Raw genomic sequence first — 25,377 nt, forward strand, 5'->3', positions numbered from 1 at the left:
GATGAAAATTATTCCAGCTATTGACATTATCGACGGAAAATGTGTCCGTCTTTCAAAAGGAGATTATTCGACCAAAAAAATATACAGCGAAGATCCGGTAAAAACGGCCAGAGAATTTGAAAGCTATGGAATTCAGTTTCTGCATCTTGTGGATCTTGACGGAGCCCGTTCCAAACATATCGTCAATCAGAAGGTATTGGAAAATATTGCCCGGGAAACATCGCTTCATATTGATTTTGGAGGCGGATTAAAAACCGGGAATGATATAGAAACGGCTTTTAATTCGGGAGCGAAACAGATCACCCTTGGAAGTATTGCGGTACAGGATCGTGAATTCTGTTTTGAAATGATCCAAAAATACGGCAGTGAAAAGATTATTTTAGGCGCAGACTGTGAAAACCGAAAGATAAAAACATCCGGATGGGAAAAGGAAAGCAATTTAGATATCATTGATTTTCTGTTGGATTACCAAGAAAAAGGAGTTATTCAGACCATTTGCACGGATATTTCAAAAGATGGAATGCTGGAAGGTCCTTCCACAGATTTGTATAAAGAAATTCTGACGAAAACTGCAATAAAGCTTACGGCAAGCGGCGGTATTTCGTGCATCGAAGACGTCCACAGAATGAAAGAAATCGGATGTTCGGGAACGATTATCGGAAAAGCGATTTACGAGGGAAAAATAACATTACAACAACTTCAGGACTTTATTGAAAATGCTTAAAAAAAGAATTATTCCATGTCTCGATATTAAAGACGGGACAACGGTAAAAGGGGTGAATTTTGAAGGCTTACGCAATGCGGGAGATCCTATTGAACTCGCTGTAAAATATGAACAGGAAGGTGCTGATGAACTGGTTTTTCTGGATATTACAGCAACAGTGGAAGACCGGAAAACATTTGTGGGACTGGTGAAAGATATTGCGGCACAACTGAGCATTCCGTTTACGGTTGGAGGCGGGATTTCTTCCATTGAAGATGTCAGAACACTTCTGGAAGCCGGCGCAGACAAGATCAGTATCAATTCTTCTGCTGTTAAAAATCCAAAACTCATTGAAGAATTATCTCAAGAATTTGGAAGCCAGTGTATTGTTGTAGCTATTGACACGAGACTGACCAATGGATCAGATCTGGTGTATGTCAGAGGAGGAAAACTGGCTACAGACTTAAATACTGTAGCATGGGCGAAAGAAGCGGTATCTTTAGGTGCCGGTGAAATTCTCCTGACCTCAATGGATGGCGATGGAACTAAAAACGGCTTCGATATTCGTATTACAAAGCTGGTTTCCGAGGCGGTCAGTATTCCTGTAATTGCTTCCGGAGGAGCTGGAAATACAGATGATTTTGTTAAAGTGTTTAATGAGACAAAAGCTACAGGTGCATTGGCAGCCAGTATTTTCCACTTTAATGAAGTGCCCATTCAAGAATTAAAAAAACAATTAAAAACTCAAAAAATTCCCGTACGATGAAAATAGATTTTAATAAAGATAACGGCCTGGTTCCGGTGATCATTCAGGACAGCAGAACCCAACAGGTATTGATGCTGGGCTATATGAATGAAGAGGCTTTTGAAAAAACAGAAAAGGAAGGCATTGTCACTTTTTTCAGCCGTTCCAAAAACAGACTCTGGACAAAAGGAGAAGAATCAGGGAATTTCCTGACTGTTAAAAATATCAGTATAGATTGTGATCAGGATACGATACTCATTCAGGCGGTTCCGACGAATATGGTTTGTCATACCGGAAGCTTCAGTTGTTTTGGAGAAAAAGAATCCAAAGGGTTTCTGTATGAACTTGAAGCTAAAATAAGTGACAGAATAGACCGTAAGGCCGAAGATTCGTACACGTATTCGCTGTTTCAGAGAGGAATCAACAAGATGGCCCAGAAAGTAGGAGAAGAGGCTGTAGAGCTTGTTATTGAAGCTAAAGACAATAATGATGACCTTTTTAAAAATGAAGCGGCAGATTTGATGTATCACTTTCTGATTCTGCTTAAGGCAAAAGGGTTTTCTATAGAGGATATTGAGGAAATTCTTCAGAGTAGGGATAAATAAATTGAGAAGATTACATGAAAAAAGCAGGAAGAAATCCTTCCTGCTATATAATTTAGGCTGAGCCGTATTAAATTAATGATACAGTCTTATGCCTTCATACTTCAATAACTTCCTTCTTCCAGCTCCCAACTTCCTGACTTCTTTATCTTTCAATCAAAATTTTTCTCACAGCTGTCTGACCATCAGCTTTTATCACACCGATGTATGCTCCGGCAGTCAGTCCTGAAATATTGACTGTTGTTTCATTATTCTTTTTTAAAAGGACTTTTCCGGACAGTTCTGTAATTTCAAAGCTGAAATCTTTACTGATTGTACGCGGAAGTTCAATATTGATGATGTCTTTAGAAGGATTAGGATAAATGGAAACCTCTTCAAGAGAATTGTTGGTAGCGGTCTCTTTGGTGCTCATAACGAGGGAGCTCGAGGATGTAGCAACGGCAAAATGCTGCAGCGCTCCAACGGTTGCTTTTCCTATTTTGAAAATATACACAGGATCTGTATTGGCAAATGTATCATTAGAGGTATGCGGATAAGTACTTCTTATTCTTTCAAAAAAACCGGTAATGATTTCGCCCTTTCTTTCAAAAGGAATGTAATCGGTGTCTTCTGCAGGATCTACAGCCGTTTGAAGAGGAGAGTATAGTGTCGTACAGTTTCTAAGCTGCTGGGTTACTGCCGCGGCTGCCGCATTATTACTGGTTGGTCCGGCCTGATCCTGGTCGCAATATACTGTATTGTTATTGTTGCCCATAACACCGCCTACCTGGTCAAGGTTGAATACCAGTTTGATGTCCAAAACGCGTACGCCATTCTGGTAGGCTACATTGTTCACGTAATGGGTACTGCCTCTCAATCCCTGTTCCTCTCCGGAGAAATGGATGAATTTGATAGAATATTCAGTTGGAATATTTCTTAGGATCCTTGCTGCTTCTAAGATAATAGAAGTTCCGCTGCCGTTGTCATTGACGCCGGGACCGTTGATGCTGTCAAAATGCCCGCAAATAATAACGTATTTATTTGGGTAAAGCGTTCCTGTTTTGGTAATCACAAGATTCTTTGAACTGGTACTTCCGAAAGTAAAAGGATCTTCCACGATCTGGCTGGCCGAATATCCGAAAGCAGTGTATTTGTTTTTCAGCCAGGTTAATGCGTTGGCATTATTAGTGGAACCCGTGGTTTTGATTCCTAAGTTCGCAAACTGTTGTAAGTTCGTAGTAATATTCGTCTGTGAAACCAGATTGGCCCTGTCCTGATAAGCCTGAATAAAGCTCTGAGCCTTGCCGCCGAATGTTGCTAAACAAACCGACAGAATAGTAATTGTTTTTTTCATATCAAATAATTTATGGTGTGGTGATTGGTGATGAATGTACATACTAAAAAGTCCCGATAAAAAACCAGGACTTATAAGTTATAGTTATTTTTCAATAATAATCTTTCTGGTAACGCTGGAACCTTCTGCATTCACTGTACACAAATAAATTCCTTTCGCTAAACGTGAAATATTAAGCTGAGCCTGATTTTCTTCTTTCAGAAAAGACTGTCCCGACAAATCGGTAATTTCAACCGTGAAGTTTTTTGTGGTTGAATCAGGCAACTCAACCGTTAAAATATCTTTAGCCGGATTGGGATATATTTTTACAGCTTCTAATGACTTTACCGGTTTTTCTTTAGCTAGTGGAGCTGGTGCAGCAATAGATGCCGTTGCAAAATGCTGCATAGCGCCCACAGCCGCTTTTCCAACTTTAAATACATATACCGGATCTACATTGGCAAATGTATCATTGACCGTATGTTCATTATAACTTCTGGTGTATTCATAAAAACCTGTGATCACATATCCTTTCTGTTCAAAAGGCATATAATCTGAGGAATAGGCATTGGAAATACTGGTCTGAAGAGGAGAGTATAGGGTAGTACACGTTGCCAGTTGCTGCGTGATCGTATTGGAAGCCGCGTTGTTTCCTGACTGTCCTCCCGTATCTTTTTCACAGATGATTTTATTGTTCACGTTGCCTATCTTACCACCTACCTGATCAAGATTGAATACCACCTTGATATCTAGCTTTTTCACGCCGTTTTGGTACGCGATATTATTGGCGTAATTGGAGCTTCCATACAAGCCCTGTTCTTCTCCGGAGAAATGAATAAACTTGATGGAATATTCCGTAGGCACATCTTTTAGAATTCTCGCCACCTCCAGGATAACCGAAGTTCCGCTGCCATTATCACTGGTACCGGGACCTGTGATGGTATCATAATGCCCGCAGATAATCACAAATTTATCCGGGTAAAGTGTTCCCGTTTTGGTAATGACCAGATTTTTTGAGCTTGTGCTTCCAAAAGTGAAAGGGTTTTCTACAATCTGGCTGGCAGAGTATCCGAAAGACGTATACTTGTTTTTGATCCAGGTAAGAGTATTGGCATTATTCACCGATCCTGTGGTCTTGATCCCTAAATTGGAGAATTCCTGAAGATTGTTGGTGATGTTGGTTTGGGAAACCAGATCGGCTCTGTTTTTGTAAGTCTGAATCAGGGTTTGGGCACCGAGGCTCCCCACCGCTAATGCAGTACATAAAAATGGTGTTAGTTTTTTCATATTAAATTATATTTTGGATTTGGTGTGGTTTTCTTTATTTTTCAATAATGATCTTTCTAGATACACTGCTCTGATCAGATTTTACAGTCACGATATACGTTCCGTTGGTGAGACTGGAAGTATTCAGTTTCTTTTCGTTTTCTGTATTTAAAATCAATCGTCCGTTCATATCGCTGATTTCTACCTTGAAGTCTTTGTGATCCTTCGGAAGTTCAATATGAAGAACATCATTCGCCGGATTAGGATAAATTTTAATGGATTCCAATGAATTTTCAGCCTGAACATCATCTGTAGCTAAAGTAGTAGCTGAAGCCACTGCAAAGTGCTGTAATGCTCCCAGAGCGGCTTTCCCTGCATTGAAAACATATACGGGATCTACATTGGCAAATGTATCATTGGGAGTGTGCTCGTTATTACTTCTTGTCGTTTCATAAAAGCCGGTAATAATGTCTCCCTTATTTTCAAATGGCACATAATCTGAATTGTATGCATAGGACATCGTAGGCTGAAGCGGGGAGTAAAGAGTGGTACAGTTAGCCAGCTGTTGGGTCATAGCTAATGAAGCTGCATTGTTTCCGGACTGACCATTCTGATCGCTTTCACAGTTGATATTCGTGTTCGCATTCCCTATTTTTCCGCCTACCTGATCGATGTTGAAAACAACTTTCAGGGTGAGCTGTCGTGCGTTATTCTGAAAAACAACGTTGTTTACGTAATGGGAGCTTCCCAGATACCCCTGTTCCTCTCCGGAAAAGTGAATAAATTTGATGGAATATTCTGTAGGTACATCTTTTAAAATCCTTGCCGCTTCAAGCAAAATAGAGGTTCCGCTGCCATTATCACTTACTCCTGGCCCGTTTACAGTATCGTAATGACCACAAATGATCACATAGGTATTAGGGTAGACGGTTCCTGTTTTGGTGATGATTAAATTTTTGGAAGTGTTGCCTCCATAGGTGAAGCTGTCTTCCGTGATCTGACTTGCGCTGTATCCATAGGCTTGGTATTTTGCTTTAAGCCATTCCAGAGCATTGGTGTTCTCCGGAGAACCCGTAGTTTTGATGCCGAGATTTCCAAAACCCTGAAGGTTGGTTGTAATATTGGCTTGAGATACTTTATCAACCCTGGTTTGATAAGCCTGTATAAAATTCTGGCCCTGAAGACTATAAGCTGATAAAGAAAGGAGTAAAACAGTCGTTATTTTTTTCACTTTTCACTAAAGTTTTAAAGATTTAATAATTCAACAAATGTAGATAATAAAAACCAATTTTATTTTATGCAAAAAAGAAAATTCACTTATATAACTGTATTTTTTTCGATAGATTTAAAGTGATGAAATTTAATCTATTATATGTGTTTTTTAATGAAAAATAATAATTAGCATTACTGAAAACAAAAAAAATCCCGAGCATAGCCCGGGATTATATTGATAACAAAAAATTCTACATTATTTTACTTGATCTACAACTGCTTTGAAAGCTTCAGGGTGATTCATTGCTAAATCAGCTAAAACTTTTCTGTTAAGCTCAACGTTGTTCTTTTTAAGAGCTCCCATAAATTGAGAGTAAGACATTCCATGCTCTCTGGCACCCGCGTTGATACGAGTAATCCAAAGTGATCTGAAGTTTCTCTTTTTCTCTTTTCTTCCACGGTAAGCATATTGCATTGCTTTTTCTACCGCGTTTTTAGCTACAGTCCAAACGTTCTTTCTTCTACCGAAAAAACCTTTAGCTTGCTTAATAATTTTCTTTCTGCGAGCTCTTGAAGCTACTGCATTTACTGATCTTGGCATAATTTAAATTGTTTTTTTGAAATGTGCGGCAATTGTTTCATTACTCTTAGTGGCTCCATTTCAGGGTTAAATTGTTGAATTTGTTTTGAATTCTTATAAACCGAATATAGATTTATAAAAACTACTTAATTGCTAATTGACGTAGAACGCTTTTTGTATCCACAGCGGCAACATAAGAAGTCTGCGTAAGATTTCTCTTCTGCTTAGTTTCTTTCTTAGTTAAGATGTGGCTTTTGAAAGCATTTTTTCTTTTAATCTTCCCAGTTCCGGTAAGTTTAAAACGCTTTTTAGCACCTGATTTCGTTTTTAATTTTGGCATTGTTCTGCTTTTTTATTGTTTTGTTATCAATATCTTGTCCTTGATTCCTTTGTAATACTCAGGAATTACAGTTGGCAAAGATACAAAAAAAATTAATCCAAACTTTCATTATCTGTGATTTTATCAGAGATATGAAAAAGCCGCCTCTTGTGAGAAACGGCTGTGAGTAAAAAATTAAGGTTTATAAGAAGTCTTCAACGATGATGTCGTTTCTTTCTTCATTATTTCCACCTAAAATAACTTTAATTCTGAATCCTGATTCAATTGCTGCTCCTGTTCTTGAATAGAGCTGAAGCTTAACATGCGGATTAGCAACATGATAATTAACTGCCGTATTGGAGCTCCAAAGAGGATTTCCGTCCCTGTAAATAACCATATTTCCATCGTTTTGTACAATAAGCCTTGGAGTACCTGAGCTTCTGTATGTATTGGAGTGCCAGATTACATCATTAAGCCCTGGCCTTTCTCTGTATAATACCAGATTATTATCCGTCTGCATAATGAATCGGTAAGTACTGCCGTTATATTCCATGCTGATGGATTGTCCCGCTTCCAATACCTGAGGATGATTGGTGCTTTCCTTTAAAAGCTTGTAACGGTTGAGATCCAGAATACCACGGGATGTATTGCTTTTATCAAGAGTAGTATGCTTTTCAGCTTGTACATTCATATTCGTGCTATCAAGAACATCATCCTGAGCACAAGATGCAAGAAGCACCGGAAGACTTAATAAAGTCAGTAATTTAATTTTCATTAGTATAATTTAACGCTGCAAATATAGAAAATACAATATTAAATCACAAATACGAGATTAAGTTAATTGCAATAAAGTGTTTATTGATGGTAGTTAACGATTGTAATTAAGACACCTTTAAGTGTAATTAAATAAAAAACCGCCATTGTTTTAAATGACGGTTTCAAAAATTTATAGTACAAATTTATTATGACTGAAAAAATGATAATAAATCTTTATTGATTGTTTCTGCTTCTGTCGTAGGCATTCCATGAGGAAAACCTGGATAAGAAATTAATTTTCCGTTTTTAAGAAGGGTAGCGGCCACTTTGCCGGTAGTTTCAAAAGGAACAATTTGGTCATCTTCACCGTGCAATACCAAGACAGGAACATCAGTATTTTTAAGATCTTCTGTAAAATCGGTTTCAGAAAAAGCTTTTACACAGTCATAATGAGCTTTGATAGACCCCATCATTCCCTGTCTCCACCAGTTTCTCTGGATGCCTTCGGAAACTTTAGCACCTTCTCTGTTGTATCCGTAAAAAGGGAAAGTAAGATCAATATAGAATTGTTGTCTGTGATGGGCCGTATTGTTACGGATATCATCGAAAACAGAAATAGGGACACCATTCGGGTTGTTTTCGTTTTGAACCATAATTGGAGTCACGGCACTTATTAAAACAGCTTTTGCCACTCTTCCTTTTCCGTGTTGTGCTACATATCGGATCACTTCACCACCTCCTGTAGAATGTCCTACGTGAATGACATCGGTAAGGTTTAATGCGGTTACAATTTCGTCAACATCTGATGCGTACGTATCCATATCATGTCCTTCAGGAGTCTGTTCAGACCTTCCGTGGCCTCTTCTGTCGTGGGCAATTACTCTGTAGCCCTTTTCTAAAAAGAATAACATCTGCGCATCCCAGTCATCACTGGATAATGGCCATCCGTGATGGAAAAATACAGGTTGTCCTTTTCCCCAGTCTTTGTAATAGATTTCCGTTCCGTCTTTTAATGTAAGTGTGCTCATTGTTTTCCTGTTTAAGTTATTAATATTATAATAAATAATGTTGTTTGTTAATTACTATGCAAATGTATACTTATATCTTTCATTGGATATTGATATAGGATAATATTTAATGATAATTTAAAATTCTGAACTTAGTTTTTTACGGGAAGCTGAACGCTTTCAAAATCCTTCGGTTTTTTATCAAACCTTTGAAAATGAAAATCAGTTTTTCAGCGTATTGTACTCTTTAGATATCATTTTTTATTCCAAAAAGAACTTGTTGCTGATTTTTATTGGTGAATGAAATGTTGCTTAGTTAAATCAATGCAAATGATCTATGCGTGAATTTCTAAAAATAGTCTACATCAAAGATCCAAATTTTGCAATTTTTTAACCGTGTCAAGGTTCAAAACCTTGACACGGTTAAGGGCCTGAATAAATCGATATAATTGATTTACTCTTTGCATCCTTCAAAATATTCATTGTCAAGATCAGACTTTGCGTTAAAAAAATAAGCCCGCTCTTTTATCATTAAAGGAAACTAGGAATCTATAAAAAATAAAAAACCTCAAATTTCTTTGAGGTTTTATATATAGGAAACAGACATTCCGTCTGTTAAAACTATTTAGCTGGTTTTTTAGGACTCATCATCATGATCATTCTCTTTCCTTCAAGCTTAGGCAGCTGATCTACTTTTCCAACGTGCTCCAGTTCCTGAGCAAGTTTTAGAAGCAAAATTTCTCCCTGGTCTTTAAAGATAATTGAACGTCCCTTAAAAAATACGTAGGTTTTCAATTTTGACCCTTCTTCAAGGAATTTCTCAGCATGTTTCTTCTTAAATTCATAATCATGATCATCTGTCTGAGGTCCGAAACGGATCTCCTTGACAACCACTTTTATTTGCTTAGCTTTTAGTTCCTTCTGCTTTTTCTTTTGCTCGTATAAAAACTTTTTATAGTCTAATATCCTTGCAATGAAAGGTTCAGCCTTATCCGAAATTACTACTAAATCCAATTCTTGTTCCGTAGCAAGTTGTCTTGCTTTGTCGATTGGAAAAATTCCCGGCTCTACGTTATCGCCCACTAAACGAAGCTCTCTCACACGAATTTTATCGTTGATCAAGTGTAAGTCCTCCTGTACAGGACGTCTCTGTGGGCCCCTGTTGTTAAATCTTTGTGCTATTGTATTATAATTTTATTGGTTAATTACTTATCTATCTTTCTAAATTTAAAGATTAATCTAAACTCAATAATCTTTAAATTTTTTAAATTCTTAAATCTTTTAATAATTTAAATTTTATATCGCTGCTTCTTTTTTAAAGTAAGCTACAAAATCTTCCATATTCATGGCTCCAAGGTCACCTTCGCCACGTCTTCTTACAGAAATGGTGCCTTCTTTCTCTTCATTTTCACCTACAACCAGCATGAATGGGATCTTCTTCAATTCCGCGTCACGGATTTTTTTCCCTGTTTTCTCATTTCTGTCGTCAATCAGACCGCTAATATCGTGATTTTCCAAAAATTGTGAAACTTTTTTTGCATAATCTACGTACTTTTCACTGATTGGTAGAATAGTGAACTGATCCGGGCTTAGCCATAACGGGAAATCACCGGCAGTATTCTCAAGCAGGATCGCGATAAAACGCTCCATAGAACCAAATGGCGCTCTGTGGATCATCACCGGTCTGTGCTTCTCATTATCGCTTCCGATATAGTGAAGATCAAATCTTTCCGGTAAGTTGTAATCTACCTGGATTGTTCCAAGCTGCCATTTTCTTCCCAAAGCATCTTTCACCATGAAATCCAGTTTCGGACCGTAGAATGCAGCTTCGCCGTATTCCACGATAGTCTTCAATCCTTTTTTCTCTGCCGCATTGATGATGGCGTTTTCGGCTTTCTCCCAATTTTCATCAGAACCGATATATTTTTCTCTGTTATCAGGATCTCTCAATGAAACCTGAGTTACAAAATCTTCAAAACCTAATGATTTGAACACATAAAGCGTTAAATCAATTACTTTTTCAAATTCCTCTGAAAGCTGATCCGGAGTACAGAAAAGGTGAGCATCATCCTGAGTAAATCCACGAACTCTTGTCAATCCGTGAAGCTCTCCACTTTGCTCATATCTGTAAACCGTACCGAATTCTGCATATCTCTTCGGAAGATCTCTGTAGCTCCATTGTGAAGTTTTATAGATCTCACAGTGGTGAGGGCAGTTCATAGGCTTCAGCATGAATTCTTCTCCTTCATTTGGAGTTTTAATAGGCTGGAAGCTGTCTGCACCATATTTATCCCAGTGTCCTGAAGTTACATATAATTCTTTTGAACCGATATGAGGAGACATTACAAATTCATAACCTCCTTTTTTCTGAGCGTCAGAAAGGAAATTCTCTAATTTTCTTCTTAAAGCAGTCCCTTTTGGTAACCATAATGGAAGACCAGCACCAACCTTTTCAGAGAAAGCAAAAATTCCAAGTTCTTTCCCCAGTTTTCTGTGGTCTCTTCTTTTAGCTTCTTCAAGTCTTTCAAGATATTCAGTAAGTTCTTTCTGTTTAGGGAAAGAAATACCATAAACTCTTGTCAACTGAGGATTTTTTTCATTTCCTCTCCAGTAAGCTCCGGCTGCATTTAAAATCTTAACCGCTTTCACGATTCCTGTGTTAGGAATGTGTCCTCCACGACATAAATCGGTGAAGTTATCGTGGGTTACAAAAGTGATTTCTCCATCATTAAGATTAGAGATCAATTCTACTTTGTAAGGGTTATCTGCATACGTTTTTAATGCTTCTTCTTTAGAAACAGGGTATAGAGCGAATGTTGAACCTTTCTTGGCATTTTCCAGAACTTTCTTTTCAATTTTCTCGAAATCCTTTTCTGATAAATTCTCGTCCCCGAAATCTACATCATAATAGAATCCACTGTCAATAGCAGGTCCGATGGTTAGTTTAGCATTAGGATAAAATTCAAGGATAGCCTGCGCCAGCAAGTGGGCAGAAGAATGCCAGAACGCTTTCTTTCCAAGATCATCATTCCATGTTAACAATTGTACCGTTGAATCCGTGGTTATAGGTGTGGTCGTTTCTACTTGTTTGCCGTTTACAACTGCGGAAATGGTATTTCTAGCCAATCCCTCACTGATAGATTTTGCCACATCTAAAGGAGTAACTTCTCCTTCGAATTCTTTGACACTATTGTCTGGAAGTGTAATTTTTATCATTGTTTACTAAGAAATTTTAAGATGCAAAAATACGCATTTTTTAAATAATATGCTATTTTTAAAGTATATTTGAAATAAGAATTACGGTTGAATCTCCAAATTTCGATTCATGATTTTAAATGTATTCCTTCCCCATTTAAATTTTTCAGAAAAAAACAGCCTGCAATTTTCAATATTTTGCAATAATAAGGCTTTGGAAATGAGATTGATTCGCTTTGAAATCCTGTATGAATTTGAGAAAAAGAAATGATAAAATGTACGATGATATGAGAAACTTTAATATTGATCTGCACTGCGATCTGTTATGCCATTTATTAAGCCCGGGCGCTACAATTGATGATAAAGAGCTGGGATGTTCACTTCCTTATTTGAAAGAAGGGCATGTAAAACTCCAGGTGATGGCTATTTATTCGGCAACGGGAGCCGGTAGTACAGCTTACGGAGCTAAGCAGGCTGAACTCTTTTCTGACCTGTTGAATAATGAAAACTTCTTCCTGTTTGAAGGCGAAAACTATAAAAATCCTGAGAATGAAAACAGGGTGGGAGTGATTGCTTCTATTGAAAACGCTTCGGGGTTTTGCGGAGAAGATGATTCCCTGGATTCCGGGTTTAAAAATCTGGATGCAATGATTGAAAAAACACAGAAAATTGTTTATCTTGGAATTACCCATCACACTGAAAACCGTTTTGGAGGCGGCAACAATACGGATGCGGGATTAAAAGAGGACGGAAAAGTACTGATCGATTATATTTCAGACAAAAGAATTCCTATTGATCTCGCGCATACAAGTGATCAGCTGGCTTATGGCATTCTTAATTATATAGATCAGAAAAATTACAATATTCCTATTCTGGCCAGCCATTCCAATTACCGTGTGGTTCATGATAAAAACAGAAACCTTCCTGATGAGCTGGCGAAAGAAGTGATTAAAAGAAAAGGCCTGATTGGTCTGAATTTTATACGGAACTGTGTAGATGAAACCAATCCTGAGGTATTGTATGAACACGTTCAGTACGGACTGGATCTGGGAGGAAAAGATGCCATTGCTTATGGTGCCGATTTCTTCTTTTGTAAAAACCATCCTGATAAATCACGTTTCCCGTTTTTCTTTGAAGGGTATGATGATGCTTCAGCTTTGAATTCAATCAATGAAAGACTTGAAAAAGACTTCTCCACAGAATTGATGGAAAAGATCAGCTATAAAAATGCTTTGAATTTTATTGAAAGAATATAGAATATAAGGAAATGGTGGCTGAGGAACCCGAAGCCACCATTATGCTGTATTTCAAATGAATATTTCAAGGAATAACTGGCATTCCAATTGATGGCTGAGGGACTCGAAGCCACCATAACACTTCAGCAAATACCGTTTTTTAACTCTTCCTCTTATACTTTACTTTCTGCTTAATAATCTCAATCACATCCACATTTTTCACTTTAGACTGTACCCATCCATGGATATCAATATAGAACAGTGATCTCCTGTAATATTCATTTTTAGAGAATCCGTCAAGCACTTCATCAAAAGCCTCAAAAGCTTTCTGGTGCTGATCTAATACCAGGTTATTAATGTTTTTGAAAAACTCAATGCTTTCAAAATGAAATGCTTCAGGTTTTTTCATTTTCCGGGCAAACTTTCTGGTAGAATTGATGAATTCATCATAGTCTTCATCATTTCCAGACTCGTATTTCGCCATTAAGATCAGGATTCTTGTGTGGAAAAGAAGATCTTCCTGGACGTTGCCTTTACATTCCACAACCTTCATGGAATATTCGATTGATTTTTTAAACTTTTTGCTTCCGAAAAACATCGCTGCCATTTTCAGATAAAGAATCATAAAATGGTGTTCATCAATCCTTTCCCGAAGTCTTTCCATCTTCAGCTCAATCTCAGGAATAAGTTTAGTTCCTGTAAAAAATTCACCTTTTACAAAATGAATGTTCATTAAAGTATTGTAATGGGTAAGAAAAATCAGGGACTGCAGGTTTTCATTCTGGGCAAAATTCTGGGAATTCACCATCGCATTGAAATTCTCAAAATGCTCCTCAAGAATGTCAATATTTCCGTATAGGAACAGGATTTTCAACAGATACGTGTTTCCCTTGATATACCACACCGGATGACTGATGATCATTTCAGGTTTTTTATGAAACAGATCTACCCACTGATAGGCGTATTTCAGGGTATATTTGTAATCCTGCAGCAACTGGTTTTTCCAGACATGGGCTTTGAAATACCAAAGTTTTTCTGTGAAATTCAGTTTATCAAGTTTAATTTTCTGAATCTGATCATTGAACAGGTGTAATACCTTTTCCCGGTCTGTATCATTTTTTACATAACCGTATGTCAGCATTTCACTGTATAATTTTAGCGAAAGATTGGACAGTTCCGTCGCATAATGATTCTGCCGGCTGATTTCGGTAGACTGCTCGATCAGTTCATAGGCACGGCCTTCAATACTTCTGGTAATGAATTGTGATTCAATGACTTTTTCAAGGTTGATGATCTCTGATGCAATGCTTTTTTCATCCAGCTCCAGGGCAGACTGTTTGGTTTTGTCCAGTATTTTTAAAGCCTGCTTATAAAGTCCTTTCTGGTAAAGAATATTGGCAAAATCAAGCTGTTCACGTAGCTGTATCCTGTAGTTCTGATGACTTGGATTCATTCGTAAGCTCACCAGAATTTGTTTGTACAGATGAGCTTTCAGGTTCGAAAGCTGCTGTTTGGTGGAAATTTTTTTCTCGATAATGATCTGCTCGTCATATTCTTTCATCTTATCCAGTTCCGAAAAAAGGAGCAGAAATTTAGCATCGACATTAATGCCGAGACGGTTCACGTAGAGCCTGAACTGACGTTTTTCAGAAGTGGTTAATGACTTAATCAGGACAAACAAAAAATCTTTCTGCAATTCTGCCATTGTAAATTTATAAAATGTAATAAATTGATTATTAAATGAATGCGGCTATTTGGTCGGCTGTTGAATATTGTAATTTTCAGAAAAGATGAAAACGCAAAAATATTGTAAGCTGTAGTTTTGATCAAAATTAAGTAAAAAACTTCATTATGAATTCCGAAAAAATCGAAATTTTTGATACTACGCTGAGGGATGGGGAACAGGTTCCCGGATGTAAACTGAATACAAAGCAAAAGCTGATGATCGCAGAAAGGCTCGATAAGCTAGGGATTGATGTAATAGAAGCTGGTTTCCCGATTTCAAGTCCCGGAGATTTTGAATCGGTGTCAGAAATTTCAAAGCTGGTCAAAAATGCGAAAGTCTGCGGACTGACAAGAGCTAATAAAAAAGACATAGATGTAGCCGCGGAAGCATTGCGATATGCTAAAAGGCCGCGCATCCATACAGGAATCGGTACCTCTGATTCTCATATTCAGTTTAAATTCAACTCAACCCGTGAAAATATTCTGGAACGTGCCGTTGAAGCTGTAAAATATGCCAAAAGCTATGTAGAAGATGTTGAATTTTATGCTGAAGATGCCGGAAGAACAGACAATGCCTATCTGGCAAGGGTTTGTGAAGAAGTGATCAAGGCAGGAGCCACCGTTTTAAATATTCCGGACACTACAGGATATTGCCTTCCGGAAGAATACGGTCAGAAAATCAAATACCTGAAAGAAAATGTAAAAGGTATTGAAAAAGCAATTATTTCGTGCCATTGCCATAATGATTTAGGACTTGCAACCGCTAACTCCATTGCAGGAGCAGTCAATGGAGCCCGCCAGATCGAATGTACCATCAACGGATTGGGAGAAAGAGCCGGAAATACAGCTTTGGAAGAAGTGGTGATGATCTTAAAACAGCATAAAGATTTAAACTTTCACACCGATATCAATTCAAAAATGCTGAATGAAATGAGTGTGATGGTTTCTGATCTGATGGGAATGCCGGTACAGCCTAACAAAGCTATTGTCGGAGCCAATGCTTTTGCCCACAGTTCGGGAATTCACCAGGATGGGGTGATTAAAAACAGAGAAACATACGAAATTATAGATCCTGGGGAAGTAGGCGTAAATGCTTCATCGATTATCCTTACCGCGAGAAGCGGTCGTTCAGCATTAGCTTACCGTTTCAAGCATATCGGTTTCGATATCACGAAAAACGAACTTGATTTCTTATATCAGGAGTTTTTAAAGGTTGCCGATATGAAAAAAGAAGTGAAAAACGACGATCTGTACATGATCATGGAAGTCTGCAGCCGTAAAATAGTATAGGGATTGATTTTAATATTGAATATGGATAATAATAGAAAGACACTTTTTGATAAAGTTTGGGATGCTCACGTTGTGGAAACGGTCCCGGACGGACCTCAAATCATTTATATAGACAAACATCTGATTCATGAGGTAACCAGTCCTCAGGCTTTTGCCGAACTTGAAGCCAGAAATCTTGAAGTTTTCAGACCTAAACAGATTGTAGCTACGGCAGATCACAATGTTCCGACTCTGAATCAGGAACAGCCTATCCGGGATGAATTATCAAGAAATCAGGTGGAGCAGCTTACGGAAAACTGCAAAAAGAATAATGTTGAATTATTCGGATTGGGGCATCAGTACCAGGGAATTGTACACATTATTGCCCCTGAATTGGGCATTACTCAGCCGGGAATGAGTATCGTTTGCGGAGACAGTCATACTTCTACGCACGGTGCTTTTGGTGCTATTGCTTTCGGCATCGGAACCAGTCAGGTGGCGCAGGTTTTTGCCAGTCAGTGTCTGTTACTCAATAAACCTAAATCGATGAGAATCACCGTCAATGGAAAGCTGAATGAAAATGTTCAGTCAAAAGACGTGATTCTGTATATTATTTCTAAAATCGGAACCGATGGCGGAACGGGTTATTTCTGTGAATATGCCGGAAACATTTTCGAAGAAATGTCTATGGAAGGAAGAATGACCGTCTGCAATATGAGCATTGAAATGGGAGCCAGAGGCGGAATGATTGCGCCGGACGAAACCACGTTTGAATATGTAAAAGGAAGAACATTTGCACCAAAAGGTGAGGAATGGACTGATAAACTTGGCTATTGGAAAACGTTGAAAACCGATGAAGGAGCTGTTTTTGACAAAGAATTAACTTTTGATGCCTCGGACATATTTCCAATGATTACTTACGGAACCAATCCGGGAATGGGAATTTCAGTCCATGAAGTTATTCCGGTCCCACAGAATGAATCTGAAGAAAAAGCCCTTCAGTATATGGGGCTGAAAGCCGGACAGGAGGTTTCAGGCATTAAAGTCCATCATGTATTTATCGGAAGCTGTACCAATGCAAGGATAGAAGATTTTCGTTCTGCGGCTCAGTATATTAAAGGGAAAAATAAATCAGAGAATGTAAAAGCCCTGATCGTTCCGGGTTCTCAGCAGGTCGTTAAGCAGATTTATGAAGAAGGTTTGGATAAAATCTTCAACGATGCAGGATTTCAGATCCGCCAGCCGGGATGTTCAGCCTGTTTGGCTATGAATGATGATAAAATTCCTGAAGGTGAATATTGTGTTTCTACCTCCAACCGGAATTTCGAAGGCAGACAGGGACAAGGAGCAAGAACGATCCTCGCCAGTCCGCTTACTGCAGCCAAAGCAGCGATAGAAGGTAGAATTTCAGCTTTTGAAAGCTTAAACTAAAAGATCAAGACGTAATGCAAAAATTAAAACATATAACATCCCGCGCGGTACCATTACCGGCAGAAAATATAGATACAGACCAGATTATTCCTGCTAGATTCCTGAAAAGCATTGACAGAAAAGGCTTTGGAGAGAATCTTTTCAGAGACTGGAGGTTTAATATGCATACAGGAGAACCTAATCCTGATTTTGTGTTGAATAATACCAGATACAGCGGTGAAATCCTGGTTGCAGGAAACAATTTCGGTTGCGGAAGCAGCAGAGAGCATGCGGCGTGGTCTTTGACGGATTATGGATTCAAAGTCATTGTATCAAGTTACTTTGCGGATATTTTTAAAGGAAATGCCTTAAATAATGGTCTTCTTCCTGTAAAAGTTTCAGAAGAATTTTTAAAGGAAATTTTAAAAAATACGACAGAAAACCCTGAGTCCGAAATCGATGTGGATGTAGAGCAGCAGACGATCAGTTTTAACGGAAAAACAGAAACTTTTGAACTTGACTCCTATAAAAAAATATGCCTTCTCAACGGCTATGACGATATTGATTTTTTAATCAGCAAAAAACAGGCGATAAAACAGTTTGAACTAAAAACACAAAAGTATGAGCAACAGTTATTTTAAAATTGCGGTCCTACCCGGAGACGGGATTGGGCCAGAAGTAGTCGGCGAAAGCATTAAAATACTGGATGCAGTGGCGGAGGTTTTTAAATGTAATTTTCAGTTTTCCTATGGATTAATGGGGGCTGAAGCTATTTTTAAAACAGGCGATCCGCTACCTGATGAAACATTGAAGATCTGCAGAGATTCTGATGCAGTTCTGTTCGGAGCCATCGGAGATCCTGTGTTCGACAATAATCCTGAAGCTAAAGTAAGACCTGAACAGGGTTTATTGAAACTTCGTAAAGAATTGGGATTATACGCGAATATCAGACCTTTGAAAACGTATGCTTCACTGATTGACAAGAGTCCTTTAAAAAGAGATATTATTGAAGGAACGGATATTCAGATTTTCAGGGAACTCGTAAGCGGAATCTATTTCGGTGAGAAATTTACAGATCCTGATGGAAAATACGCTTATGATGTCTGTAAATACAGCACAGAAGATATTATTCCTATCGCACACATGGCCTTTAGAGAAGCAGAAAAAAGAAAGAAAAAACTGACCCTTATCGACAAAGCCAATGTTTTGGACACTTCAAGACTCTGGAGAAAAACCTGCCAGAAAATTGCGTCTCAGTATCCTGATGTGCAGCTGGATTATTTGTTTGTAGATAACGCAGCGATGCAACTGATTCTTAATCCGAAACAGTTTGATGTGATTCTGACAGAAAATATGTTCGGAGACATTATTTCTGATGAAGCAAGCGTTATCGGTGGTTCTATCGGGCTTCTTCCTTCGGCGTCGATAGGTGAGGAGAATGCATTGTTTGAGCCTATTCACGGGTCTTATCCACAGGCAAAAGGAAAAGGTATTGCCAATCCTGTAGCCTCAATCTTAAGTACAGCCATGATGCTTGATTATCTTGAACTTCCGGAAGCCGCAGAAAAATTGAGAAGAGCGGTGGAGCATGCTATAGAAAACAGATATGTAACGGTAGATCTTAATTCGGAGCAGCATTATTCCACCAATGAAGTGGGAAGTTTTATCGCGGATTATATTAAGTATTCTGAGAAATCTTATTACAATTTCGAGAATATTAAAATTGGAAAATCCACCATCGTATGATCATTTAAGTCCATATAATAATAGATTAGTAAGAAAGGTTCTGTTCATGTATTTGAGCGGAATCTTTCTGTTTCTGCCGGCTTACTTTTCGTATCTCCCGCAGATTTCTCAGATGACACAGATTTTAATGTATGCTTTTTAAAACATTAAGATTCTCTTTCCATCAGATTACACAGATCATGTGTTTTTTAGCTGTCATCAGTAAAAATCTTCGATTTTTATAAAACTTAAGTGCTCTTCTCTGCAGCTTGAATTTAAACTTGAAATAAACTTAAGTGTTCAAAAAGCTTTTGTGACTTTTGTGGTTAAAAAAAATCAATAAAAAAGGTTCCACTCAAATGAGCAGAACCGTTGGTTTATTTTTTAGTATTATCCGTTTTTCCAGATTTGTTTTTAGAAGACTTCTGAACATCTTCTTTGTCAATATCAGGCGGGTTGCTTTTCTCTGAGGAAGCAGGAATATTTTGAAAATCCTCATTCTGTTTTTTCGTTTCTGCTGAATTGGCAGATTCCTTCTTTTTGTTGTCTTCTGAATTCATAGCTTACATTTTTTAGAGTCCTAAAACACCGAGCTTGCCGGTTTCATCTTCTATGGTATAATTCAAAGCTTTTGCCAAAACGAAAATATTATTCAGATTTTCCATTAATTGTTTGCGCCCTTCGGTTCTCAATTGATTCTGATTAACCGAATTAATCGCGGTTTCCTTGGCTTTCTGGGTCACGTTTTTAATATCCTTTTCAGAAATCCTGTTGAAGAAAGAATCGTCCAGCGACTGAATCTCAACGCTTGGCGTAATTCTGATATCCGCGTCAGGAAGTGCCGTAATCACCAGTTTTTTGTTGATGGAATCTACTTCGATCTTCATTTTGTTAAGATCATAGGAAACCTGTGCATTGGTTTTGGTGTACGTGATAATGCTGTTGTTGGAAACTTCTTTTCCAAACACTTCGTAGCCCATTTTCGTTTTCTGCATGCTGGAGATGTCCTGTTCCATGACCACCATTTTATTCATCTTGGAAATCTGGTTGGTCAGGATATAATAATCTGACTTTTCCGTCTTTTCGCTTAGATTAAAACATGATTTTAGTCCGAAGAACAGAATCAGCATCACGAGAATTCCCGCTGCGAATGATATAATTACTTTATAATTTCTCAACACTATTTGCCAAAGATTTCTTTGATTACAGAACTGTCATCTTTTTTCACAATTTCAACCAGATCTCTTTCAATGTATCCGGAGGTAGGCATTTCTATGATCCTTCCGATCTCTTTACCGTATTTTTCTACGATAATAGTAGGAACCTTCTGAATATTGTAACGTACTTCATCCCCTGTAGGAGATTCTTTTTTACGGTTAACAGCAATGATGGTTACCTTATTGTCAGGATATTTTAAATCTTCCAGAATCTTCATCAGCCTTGGGAAATCCCTGTGACTGTCCTCACACCAGGTTCCCATAAAAACTACCAGTGAATAGGTATTGAATTTGGCCTTTCTCAGTTGATCTACAGCTTTCTGGTCTACAGCGTATTCGTCATGCTCTTTCACGTACCAGTCTGCATACGGAGCTTTTAAAAACTGCTCTTTGAACTGGTTTCCCAAAAGCATTTTGCCATCATTCTGAGTTTCCACTTCACGGTTCATCACCACCTTCTGGGCGCTGAACTGCTGCGAAGCCAGAAAAAGACTTGAAACGGCAACAATATTGGTAATAAATTTCTTCATATTATTTTTCGATGATTGTTTTTAAATCTGCAGGGGAGTAGCACTTATTTTTAAGAACTTTATGGTCTGCTTTTCTGTAGACATTAAATTTCTCTCCTGATTTTTCATAAAAAGATTCTACTCCTTTTTCTTTATAAAATGCTACAGTTTCCTCTGCCTGTTCTTCATTGTCACAAGCTTTTGACATATTGGAACGCTGTACTTCGTTGAATAGCTCTACAAATTTACTGCCAAGTCCGAATTCAAGGACAGCACCGCTCAATACATACTGAAGATCACACAGAGCATCAGCAATTTCTACGATATCATTATCAGCAATAGCCTGCTTCAGTTCATTTAATTCTTCCTGCAAAAGTTCAACTCTAAGATTGCATCTTTCCTGAGAAGGGATCTGTGGTGTATCTAAAATAGGGGCTTTAAAAGTGGTGTGGAATTCTGCAACTTGGTTCAGACTATCAATTTTATCCATGAATTTTATTATTTACAGCAAAGATAGAAAACGATTTTGGAAAATTTGTAATGGAGACTGCATATTGTGGCCATAGGTCCATGAAAAATCCACAGCGTGAAAACTGTGGATTTGTTATGAATGATCTTCCGAATTTTAAATTATTCAAGAAGTAAATTGATAAATTGTATCCAAAATAAATTATTCCGAATCCTCATATTTCCAGACCCCCGAGATGTTTAAAACGGTCAGTCCCGGTTGCTTTTCCCCATAACTGAATACAGCGATGTATTTTGCATGACAGGATTCACATTGGGCACCAAAGTATAAAGTGGGTAAATCCGTAACCGTTAATGCTCCAAAATGAATCATTCTGGCTGAAGTTTCGGTGACCATTTTGTTTCTTAATAGTTCTGTTTTTGATAATACTTTGTCCTCACTGTAAATCTGGAAAATCGGAAATCCGGATTCGTAAGGCCTTATTGTAATGGTATTGGTATGGCCACAGTCACAACAGGTGAATGTTGTTACAGCAGCCGGAATGATTTCGTCATTGCTGAAAAAATTCTTAGCGATAAGAGCCTGCGGGCCAATATTTATTTTTTTTGAGATTGAATACATGTACGTTTATTTATTGCTGAATAACTGTGCCTACTAAGTTATTATATTTTCCGCTGGGACTTTTCTTAATGGTAATTTTTATATAACCTTCCTGTGCCAGTTTATTCCATGTTTTCTGATAACCTGTGGTTACATCAATCGGGATTTTCCACATCGTCTGTTTTCCGCCTCCCGCTTGATTAAACCACGGAATGACATCTGCTACCTGAGATTTGAAAGGGAGTAGATTATTCAAAACATCAATTTCATAATAAAAATCATACTTGTTTTCCGGTTGGTTTAATGCTCTTTGAGTAAAAGTATAAACATATCCGTTGATAATCGGACTGGTAAAACTTCCTCCTAAAGTAGGAATTCCGTTTCCGTCATAGTTCCCGACAGCGCCACTGTATCTGTCGAATTTTTGCCCGGCCAGGAAAGGAACATCATCATAGATATTATATCCGCCGTTAGCAGGCGGCCAGCCACCATTCAGCTTATTGGCATTGAAAAGGGCTTCCAGAGCACTCCATTGGCCTTGCTTGTATAAATCAAATGCCTGATTCCTGATTGCCGGGCTTACAGTTCCGGCCGTATCATAGGTTAGAGCAAACTCATCCGCATTTTTGTAAAATACGTGGGTGACGCCTCCCGGATTGAGGATTATTTCCTCATCGTTATCGGAGCTACAGGCAATTGAAAACGTAGCAATTGCCAAAAAGAAAATGTACTTAAATAAGTGTTTCATGGTAAAAGTTTTTATGGTTTTAGTTTTTTTTGAAGAATTATATCAGTCACCCTTCCGGTTTCTGTTGGGAGTAGTGATAAGATGTATAAAAATCCAATATAGAAGGAGTAAAGCTGATTGGATGTAGTATACCTGTCAGAAATTGCAAATGCAATCACTGGAGAAAATTCAGTTTTGAACTTCCTTTATATAGAAGCGGGTTCAAGGGTACAATTGAAGATGATTTTGAGTGATAAATTTAAATCAAAAAATCAAATTGTAGTGGATGTTTTTAAAATAAAATATTATCACTGCGTGAAATTTGTTAATTGACTCGTTTTTAACAGTAAATATTTATCTGTTTAGTTGGAAGATGAAAACTATCGTAATATCATTTTCTGTTTTCATTGGTATCATTTATATTGTATCAATCATCATTCATGAAAAAAGACCGCTCATTGCTGAACGGCCTTTCAAAGGATATTAAAATGTACTTAGTTTTTTATAAATCGCTTCGTAGCTTCTCCAATCTGGATCACATAAGCTCCTTTGATCAGTTGGCTTACATTCACGCTGCCTCTTTCCAGTTTTCCTGAACTGATGACTTTTCCGGACATATCGAAGATCTTATACTCTTCAGACGTAGTATTGGAAATATTAAGGACATCTTTTACAGGATTTGGATATACTTTAAACTCTGTAAGGGCTTCCTTGGTTTCCTGAACAGCTTTTGCGACACTTGCATTCACCTTAATGTTTGCGTTGTTGACATCAAAGAAAATATGATTGGAACCTTTTACCATGATTCTTCCCGTTGTAGTCGCTGCATTAGGAATGGTTACTGCCTGAGATCCATCATTAGGAGTTCCGGCAAGCAGAGTAGTCCATGTGCTTCCGCTGTTTGTTGACCACAAGATATCTACATTCGCTGCATTGACTCCATTGGCTGTTGTTCCTGCCACATTCCAGCTTACCGTTTGAGAAGTTCCTCCGGTATAGGTTACTGCTGAATTCTGAGTCGTGATATTAAATGGTCCGGCCGTTCCGTTCACGGTGATTTTTGTATCATCTGAACTGTTTCCGGCTCCTCCGGCTCTGTTGTCACGAACGGTAAATCTGAAGTTTAATGTTCTGGCTACTGATGACAAGGCTTCTACATTGATGTCGGTGCCTGCTGTCGTGGTAGAACCGGCTAAAACAGATGCCATTCTCGGGAAATACCTTACCGGAGAAGCTGTTGGCGTCCATGATCTGAAAGTAGGGCCTGCTGTTTTCGTTGCAGTTGCGGCGGAAGTGGCTCCTGTTTGGGAAGAGGTTCCTTTATCCATCTGTTCCCAGATATAGGTAAGAACATCTCCTGCATTGGCATCAGCACCAACTCCGGTCAGCATAAACGGTGTGCTTTTAGGAATGGTGTAATCTGCTCCTGCATTGGCTGTAGGTATTGAATTTCTAGTAGCGGTATCAGCTGAACAGGTTTTTGATTTAATATTGTTGGTAATCTGCTCAATACTCAGTGCATGAAAAAAGGAATCTGAATTCGGCTGAACATCATAGTTTGTAATTCCGGCATATCCCATAATCGTAGATCCTGAGCCGGGCTCAACAGGCTGCAGGCCATCTTGTGTGTCGTAAGACCAGGTATGATTTCCGCCAAACTGATGTCCCATTTCGTGGGCAACATAATCGATGTCAAAAGTATCTCCTGAAGGAACGCCATTGGCCGGAGAAGTATAGCCGCTGCCTTTGTAATTGTTGGGATATCTCACACCAGACTGTGTTGTATAAGAAGTGTCATTACTGCATAAACAGCCGATGCATCCTGCATTTCCGCCGCCGCCATCTTTCCCGAATACGTGGCCTATATCAAAATTTGCATTTCCGATGGTAGAATTTAAAGTTTGCATCAGCTCATAGCTCCATTTCTGCTTTTGTGAGGATGCTGAATATGGATCCGTAGAGGCATTGGTATAAATGACGTCGTCATTATTGGCAATCAAAACCATTCTTGCTGCAAAATCTTTTTCAAAAACACCATTTACGCGGGTCATCGTATTGTTCATGGCTGCCAATGCATCGGCTTTAGCCCCTCCGAAATAGGTGGTGTATTCTCCTGTACACGACAATGCCAGTCTGAAAGTTCTCAGAGTAGAATCGTTGGCATTTTTAGCCGCAACAGCAGTTCCCTTTTGTGCTACATCAAGCACTGTACATTCGAATTTGTTAAGGCTTTCCTTTTTGTCTGATTTTTTATAAACCACATACGTAGACAGATCTTTGGTGTAAGGTTCAATGAAAACAGCCGACTTATCACCATAAATTTCCATTGATGATAATCCTAATGGAGAGATGCTGAAATAGACGGTAGAACTGGCATCATTGATACCTTGTCCCACGTAAGACTTGATGTCCGGGTATTTTGCAGCCAGCTCAGGAGCGAGGTTTGAATTTTCGGCTACCTTAAAGTTTTCCATCTTTCCTTCAGAATTGGGGAAAGAAATAATGATTTCTGATTTCTGTCCTACGACCAGTCTTTTAGGAGCAGCAGACAGCGTATTCTTTAATCCATTGATGTCAAGTCTGAAGATTCTTGGATCTTCAATACCTGTTTTGTCTTCGAGTACTTCAGAAGAATTTTTGAGTGAAGCCTGAGACCATACGCGGTCTGTTTGAGCGAAAGTGATGCCTGTCATCATAAGCATCCCGATCATGAATAATTGTTGTTTCATATAAATATATTATAATTGGTAAATCTAAAATTAGTGAATAAAATTATATGAAAAGCACTCATCTA

Annotated in this window: 25 protein-coding genes; 8 read left to right on the forward strand and 17 right to left on the reverse strand. The window is 38.3% G+C overall.

The window, feature by feature from the left end:
* Window position 1 precedes the first annotated feature (1 nt).
* Genes hisA through hisIE form a run of 3 tightly spaced genes read left to right on the forward strand, consistent with a single transcriptional unit; the run spans window position 2 to window position 2,053 of the window.
* Entirely contained in the window at window positions 2-724 is a 723-nt protein-coding gene (gene hisA / locus BUA72_RS14810; protein WP_072924116.1) for a 1-(5-phosphoribosyl)-5-[(5-phosphoribosylamino)methylideneamino]imidazole-4-carboxamide isomerase, read from the forward strand.
* On the forward strand, window positions 717-1,469 hold the full coding sequence (gene hisF, locus BUA72_RS14815; protein ID WP_072923615.1) for an imidazole glycerol phosphate synthase subunit HisF: 753 nt from the start codon (window positions 717-719) through the stop codon (window positions 1,467-1,469). Before hisA ends, hisF begins: the two co-directional genes overlap by 8 nt.
* The gene (gene hisIE / locus BUA72_RS14820; RefSeq protein WP_072923617.1) at window positions 1,466-2,053 is read left to right on the forward strand and encodes a bifunctional phosphoribosyl-AMP cyclohydrolase/phosphoribosyl-ATP diphosphatase HisIE; all 588 of its coding nucleotides are present in this window, start codon (window positions 1,466-1,468) and stop codon (window positions 2,051-2,053) included. The genes hisF and hisIE overlap by 4 nt, the downstream gene beginning before the upstream one ends.
* Before the next feature lie 142 nt (window positions 2,054-2,195).
* On the opposite strand, the gene BUA72_RS14825 is transcribed toward hisIE, so the two are convergent.
* The 9 genes from BUA72_RS14825 to thrS all read right to left on the reverse strand — a co-directional run bounded on the left by BUA72_RS14825 (window position 2,196) and on the right by thrS (window position 11,718).
* Window positions 2,196-3,383, reverse strand: coding sequence for a M28 family peptidase (locus BUA72_RS14825; protein WP_072923619.1), 1,188 nt, complete (start codon window positions 3,381-3,383; stop codon window positions 2,196-2,198).
* A gap of 84 nt (window positions 3,384-3,467) precedes the next feature.
* Window positions 3,468-4,649: a M28 family peptidase gene (locus BUA72_RS14830; RefSeq protein ID WP_072923620.1), complete on the reverse strand. Its 1,182-nt coding sequence runs from the start codon at window positions 4,647-4,649 to the stop codon at window positions 3,468-3,470.
* A 34-nt stretch (window positions 4,650-4,683) separates the two neighbouring features.
* Window positions 4,684-5,859, reverse strand: coding sequence for a M28 family peptidase (locus BUA72_RS14835; RefSeq protein WP_072923622.1), 1,176 nt, complete (start codon window positions 5,857-5,859; stop codon window positions 4,684-4,686).
* Window positions 5,860-6,096: 237 nt separating this feature from the next.
* Window positions 6,097-6,441, reverse strand: coding sequence for a 50S ribosomal protein L20 (gene rplT / locus BUA72_RS14840; RefSeq protein ID WP_034705993.1), 345 nt, complete (start codon window positions 6,439-6,441; stop codon window positions 6,097-6,099).
* A 121-nt stretch (window positions 6,442-6,562) separates the two neighbouring features.
* Window positions 6,563-6,760, reverse strand: coding sequence for a 50S ribosomal protein L35 (gene rpmI / locus BUA72_RS14845; RefSeq protein WP_047453167.1), 198 nt, complete (start codon window positions 6,758-6,760; stop codon window positions 6,563-6,565).
* 181 nt (window positions 6,761-6,941) lie between these two features.
* On the reverse strand, window positions 6,942-7,514 hold the full coding sequence (locus BUA72_RS14850) for a hypothetical protein (protein ID WP_072923623.1): 573 nt from the start codon (window positions 7,512-7,514) through the stop codon (window positions 6,942-6,944).
* A gap of 187 nt (window positions 7,515-7,701) precedes the next feature.
* Window positions 7,702-8,523, reverse strand: coding sequence for an alpha/beta fold hydrolase (locus tag BUA72_RS14855; RefSeq protein ID WP_072923625.1), 822 nt, complete (start codon window positions 8,521-8,523; stop codon window positions 7,702-7,704).
* Between the two features lie 600 nt (window positions 8,524-9,123).
* The gene (gene infC, locus BUA72_RS14860; RefSeq protein ID WP_175548907.1) at window positions 9,124-9,624 is read right to left on the reverse strand and encodes a translation initiation factor IF-3; all 501 of its coding nucleotides are present in this window, start codon (window positions 9,622-9,624) and stop codon (window positions 9,124-9,126) included.
* 174 nt (window positions 9,625-9,798) lie between these two features.
* Window positions 9,799-11,718: a threonine--tRNA ligase gene (thrS, locus tag BUA72_RS14865; RefSeq protein ID WP_072923628.1), complete on the reverse strand. Its 1,920-nt coding sequence runs from the start codon at window positions 11,716-11,718 to the stop codon at window positions 9,799-9,801.
* Window positions 11,719-11,945: 227 nt separating this feature from the next.
* Between thrS and BUA72_RS14870 the strand changes: the two genes are divergently transcribed.
* Window positions 11,946-12,953, forward strand: coding sequence for a dipeptidase (locus BUA72_RS14870; protein WP_228407887.1), 1,008 nt, complete (start codon window positions 11,946-11,948; stop codon window positions 12,951-12,953).
* Window positions 12,954-13,092: 139 nt separating this feature from the next.
* Here the strand turns inward: BUA72_RS14870 and BUA72_RS14875 are convergent, their stop codons facing one another.
* Entirely contained in the window at window positions 13,093-14,637 is a 1,545-nt protein-coding gene (locus BUA72_RS14875; protein ID WP_034730146.1) for a hypothetical protein, read from the reverse strand.
* A 146-nt stretch (window positions 14,638-14,783) separates the two neighbouring features.
* Between BUA72_RS14875 and BUA72_RS14880 the strand changes: the two genes are divergently transcribed.
* From BUA72_RS14880 to leuB, 4 genes are read left to right on the forward strand one after another with little or no spacing between them, the layout of a single operon-like run.
* Window positions 14,784-15,947, forward strand: a complete 1,164-nt coding sequence (locus BUA72_RS14880) for a 2-isopropylmalate synthase (RefSeq protein WP_072923630.1) — start codon at window positions 14,784-14,786, stop codon at window positions 15,945-15,947.
* A 21-nt stretch (window positions 15,948-15,968) separates the two neighbouring features.
* On the forward strand, window positions 15,969-17,357 hold the full coding sequence (gene leuC, locus BUA72_RS14885) for a 3-isopropylmalate dehydratase large subunit (RefSeq protein WP_072923631.1): 1,389 nt from the start codon (window positions 15,969-15,971) through the stop codon (window positions 17,355-17,357).
* A gap of 14 nt (window positions 17,358-17,371) precedes the next feature.
* Window positions 17,372-17,977 (forward strand): 3-isopropylmalate dehydratase small subunit, encoded by a 606-nt coding sequence (leuD, locus tag BUA72_RS14890; protein WP_034730152.1) that lies wholly within the window; start codon window positions 17,372-17,374, stop codon window positions 17,975-17,977.
* Window positions 17,958-19,082, forward strand: coding sequence for a 3-isopropylmalate dehydrogenase (gene leuB / locus BUA72_RS14895; RefSeq protein ID WP_072923633.1), 1,125 nt, complete (start codon window positions 17,958-17,960; stop codon window positions 19,080-19,082). The genes leuD and leuB overlap by 20 nt, the downstream gene beginning before the upstream one ends.
* Window positions 19,083-19,438: 356 nt before the next feature.
* Here leuB and BUA72_RS14900 read toward each other — a convergent pair whose 3' ends face one another.
* The 7 genes from BUA72_RS14900 to BUA72_RS14930 form a co-directional block, all read right to left on the reverse strand.
* Window positions 19,439-19,621, reverse strand: a complete 183-nt coding sequence (locus BUA72_RS14900; protein ID WP_047455765.1) for a hypothetical protein — start codon at window positions 19,619-19,621, stop codon at window positions 19,439-19,441.
* Window positions 19,622-19,633: 12 nt separating this feature from the next.
* Complete coding sequence (locus BUA72_RS14905; protein WP_072923635.1) at window positions 19,634-20,239, reverse strand: DUF4230 domain-containing protein; 606 nt, start codon at window positions 20,237-20,239, stop codon at window positions 19,634-19,636.
* A 2-nt stretch (window positions 20,240-20,241) separates the two neighbouring features.
* Complete coding sequence (locus tag BUA72_RS14910) at window positions 20,242-20,808, reverse strand: TlpA family protein disulfide reductase (protein WP_072923636.1); 567 nt, start codon at window positions 20,806-20,808, stop codon at window positions 20,242-20,244.
* 1 nt (window position 20,809) lies between these two features.
* Window positions 20,810-21,277 (reverse strand): pyrophosphohydrolase domain-containing protein, encoded by a 468-nt coding sequence (locus BUA72_RS14915; RefSeq protein WP_072923638.1) that lies wholly within the window; start codon window positions 21,275-21,277, stop codon window positions 20,810-20,812.
* Window positions 21,278-21,457: 180 nt separating this feature from the next.
* A complete protein-coding gene (locus BUA72_RS14920) occupies window positions 21,458-21,877 on the reverse strand; it encodes a hypothetical protein (RefSeq protein ID WP_072923640.1) in 420 nt (139 codons plus the stop codon).
* Window positions 21,878-21,887: 10 nt separating this feature from the next.
* Entirely contained in the window at window positions 21,888-22,604 is a 717-nt protein-coding gene (locus tag BUA72_RS14925) for a glycohydrolase toxin TNT-related protein (RefSeq protein ID WP_047455758.1), read from the reverse strand.
* 473 nt (window positions 22,605-23,077) lie between these two features.
* Window positions 23,078-25,312: a zinc-dependent metalloprotease gene (locus tag BUA72_RS14930; RefSeq protein ID WP_072923642.1), complete on the reverse strand. Its 2,235-nt coding sequence runs from the start codon at window positions 25,310-25,312 to the stop codon at window positions 23,078-23,080.
* Between the last annotated feature and the right edge of the window lie 65 nt (window positions 25,313-25,377).

The organism is Chryseobacterium sp. OV279 (assembly GCF_900128945.1).
Classification (GTDB): domain Bacteria; phylum Bacteroidota; class Bacteroidia; order Flavobacteriales; family Weeksellaceae; genus Chryseobacterium.

What these genes read in the sequence shown, in the direction of transcription:
- leuC (WP_072923631.1), top strand. Translation starts at nt 15,969, where the DNA reads ATGGATAATAATAGAAAGACACTTTTTGATAAAGTTTGGGATGCTCAC.
- hisIE (WP_072923617.1), top strand. Translation starts at nt 1,466, where the DNA reads ATGAAAATAGATTTTAATAAAGATAACGGCCTGGTTCCGGTGATCATT.
- BUA72_RS14920 (WP_072923640.1), bottom strand. Translation starts at nt 21,877, where the DNA reads ATGTATTCAATCTCAAAAAAAATAAATATTGGCCCGCAGGCTCTTATC.
- BUA72_RS14875 (WP_034730146.1), bottom strand. Translation starts at nt 14,637, where the DNA reads ATGGCAGAATTGCAGAAAGATTTTTTGTTTGTCCTGATTAAGTCATTA.
- BUA72_RS14880 (WP_072923630.1), top strand. Translation starts at nt 14,784, where the DNA reads ATGAATTCCGAAAAAATCGAAATTTTTGATACTACGCTGAGGGATGGG.
- BUA72_RS14855 (WP_072923625.1), bottom strand. Translation starts at nt 8,523, where the DNA reads ATGAGCACACTTACATTAAAAGACGGAACGGAAATCTATTACAAAGAC.
- BUA72_RS14825 (WP_072923619.1), bottom strand. Translation starts at nt 3,383, where the DNA reads ATGAAAAAAACAATTACTATTCTGTCGGTTTGTTTAGCAACATTCGGC.
- BUA72_RS14900 (WP_047455765.1), bottom strand. Translation starts at nt 19,621, where the DNA reads ATGAATTCAGAAGACAACAAAAAGAAGGAATCTGCCAATTCAGCAGAA.
- BUA72_RS14925 (WP_047455758.1), bottom strand. Translation starts at nt 22,604, where the DNA reads ATGAAACACTTATTTAAGTACATTTTCTTTTTGGCAATTGCTACGTTT.
- BUA72_RS14930 (WP_072923642.1), bottom strand. Translation starts at nt 25,312, where the DNA reads ATGAAACAACAATTATTCATGATCGGGATGCTTATGATGACAGGCATC.
- leuD (WP_034730152.1), top strand. Translation starts at nt 17,372, where the DNA reads ATGCAAAAATTAAAACATATAACATCCCGCGCGGTACCATTACCGGCA.
- hisA (WP_072924116.1), top strand. Translation starts at nt 2, where the DNA reads ATGAAAATTATTCCAGCTATTGACATTATCGACGGAAAATGTGTCCGT.
- rpmI (WP_047453167.1), bottom strand. Translation starts at nt 6,760, where the DNA reads ATGCCAAAATTAAAAACGAAATCAGGTGCTAAAAAGCGTTTTAAACTT.
- BUA72_RS14870 (WP_228407887.1), top strand. Translation starts at nt 11,946, where the DNA reads ATGAATTTGAGAAAAAGAAATGATAAAATGTACGATGATATGAGAAAC.
- hisF (WP_072923615.1), top strand. Translation starts at nt 717, where the DNA reads ATGCTTAAAAAAAGAATTATTCCATGTCTCGATATTAAAGACGGGACA.
- rplT (WP_034705993.1), bottom strand. Translation starts at nt 6,441, where the DNA reads ATGCCAAGATCAGTAAATGCAGTAGCTTCAAGAGCTCGCAGAAAGAAA.
- BUA72_RS14830 (WP_072923620.1), bottom strand. Translation starts at nt 4,649, where the DNA reads ATGAAAAAACTAACACCATTTTTATGTACTGCATTAGCGGTGGGGAGC.
- BUA72_RS14850 (WP_072923623.1), bottom strand. Translation starts at nt 7,514, where the DNA reads ATGAAAATTAAATTACTGACTTTATTAAGTCTTCCGGTGCTTCTTGCA.
- leuB (WP_072923633.1), top strand. Translation starts at nt 17,958, where the DNA reads ATGAGCAACAGTTATTTTAAAATTGCGGTCCTACCCGGAGACGGGATT.
- BUA72_RS14910 (WP_072923636.1), bottom strand. Translation starts at nt 20,808, where the DNA reads ATGAAGAAATTTATTACCAATATTGTTGCCGTTTCAAGTCTTTTTCTG.
- BUA72_RS14915 (WP_072923638.1), bottom strand. Translation starts at nt 21,277, where the DNA reads ATGGATAAAATTGATAGTCTGAACCAAGTTGCAGAATTCCACACCACT.
- thrS (WP_072923628.1), bottom strand. Translation starts at nt 11,718, where the DNA reads ATGATAAAAATTACACTTCCAGACAATAGTGTCAAAGAATTCGAAGGA.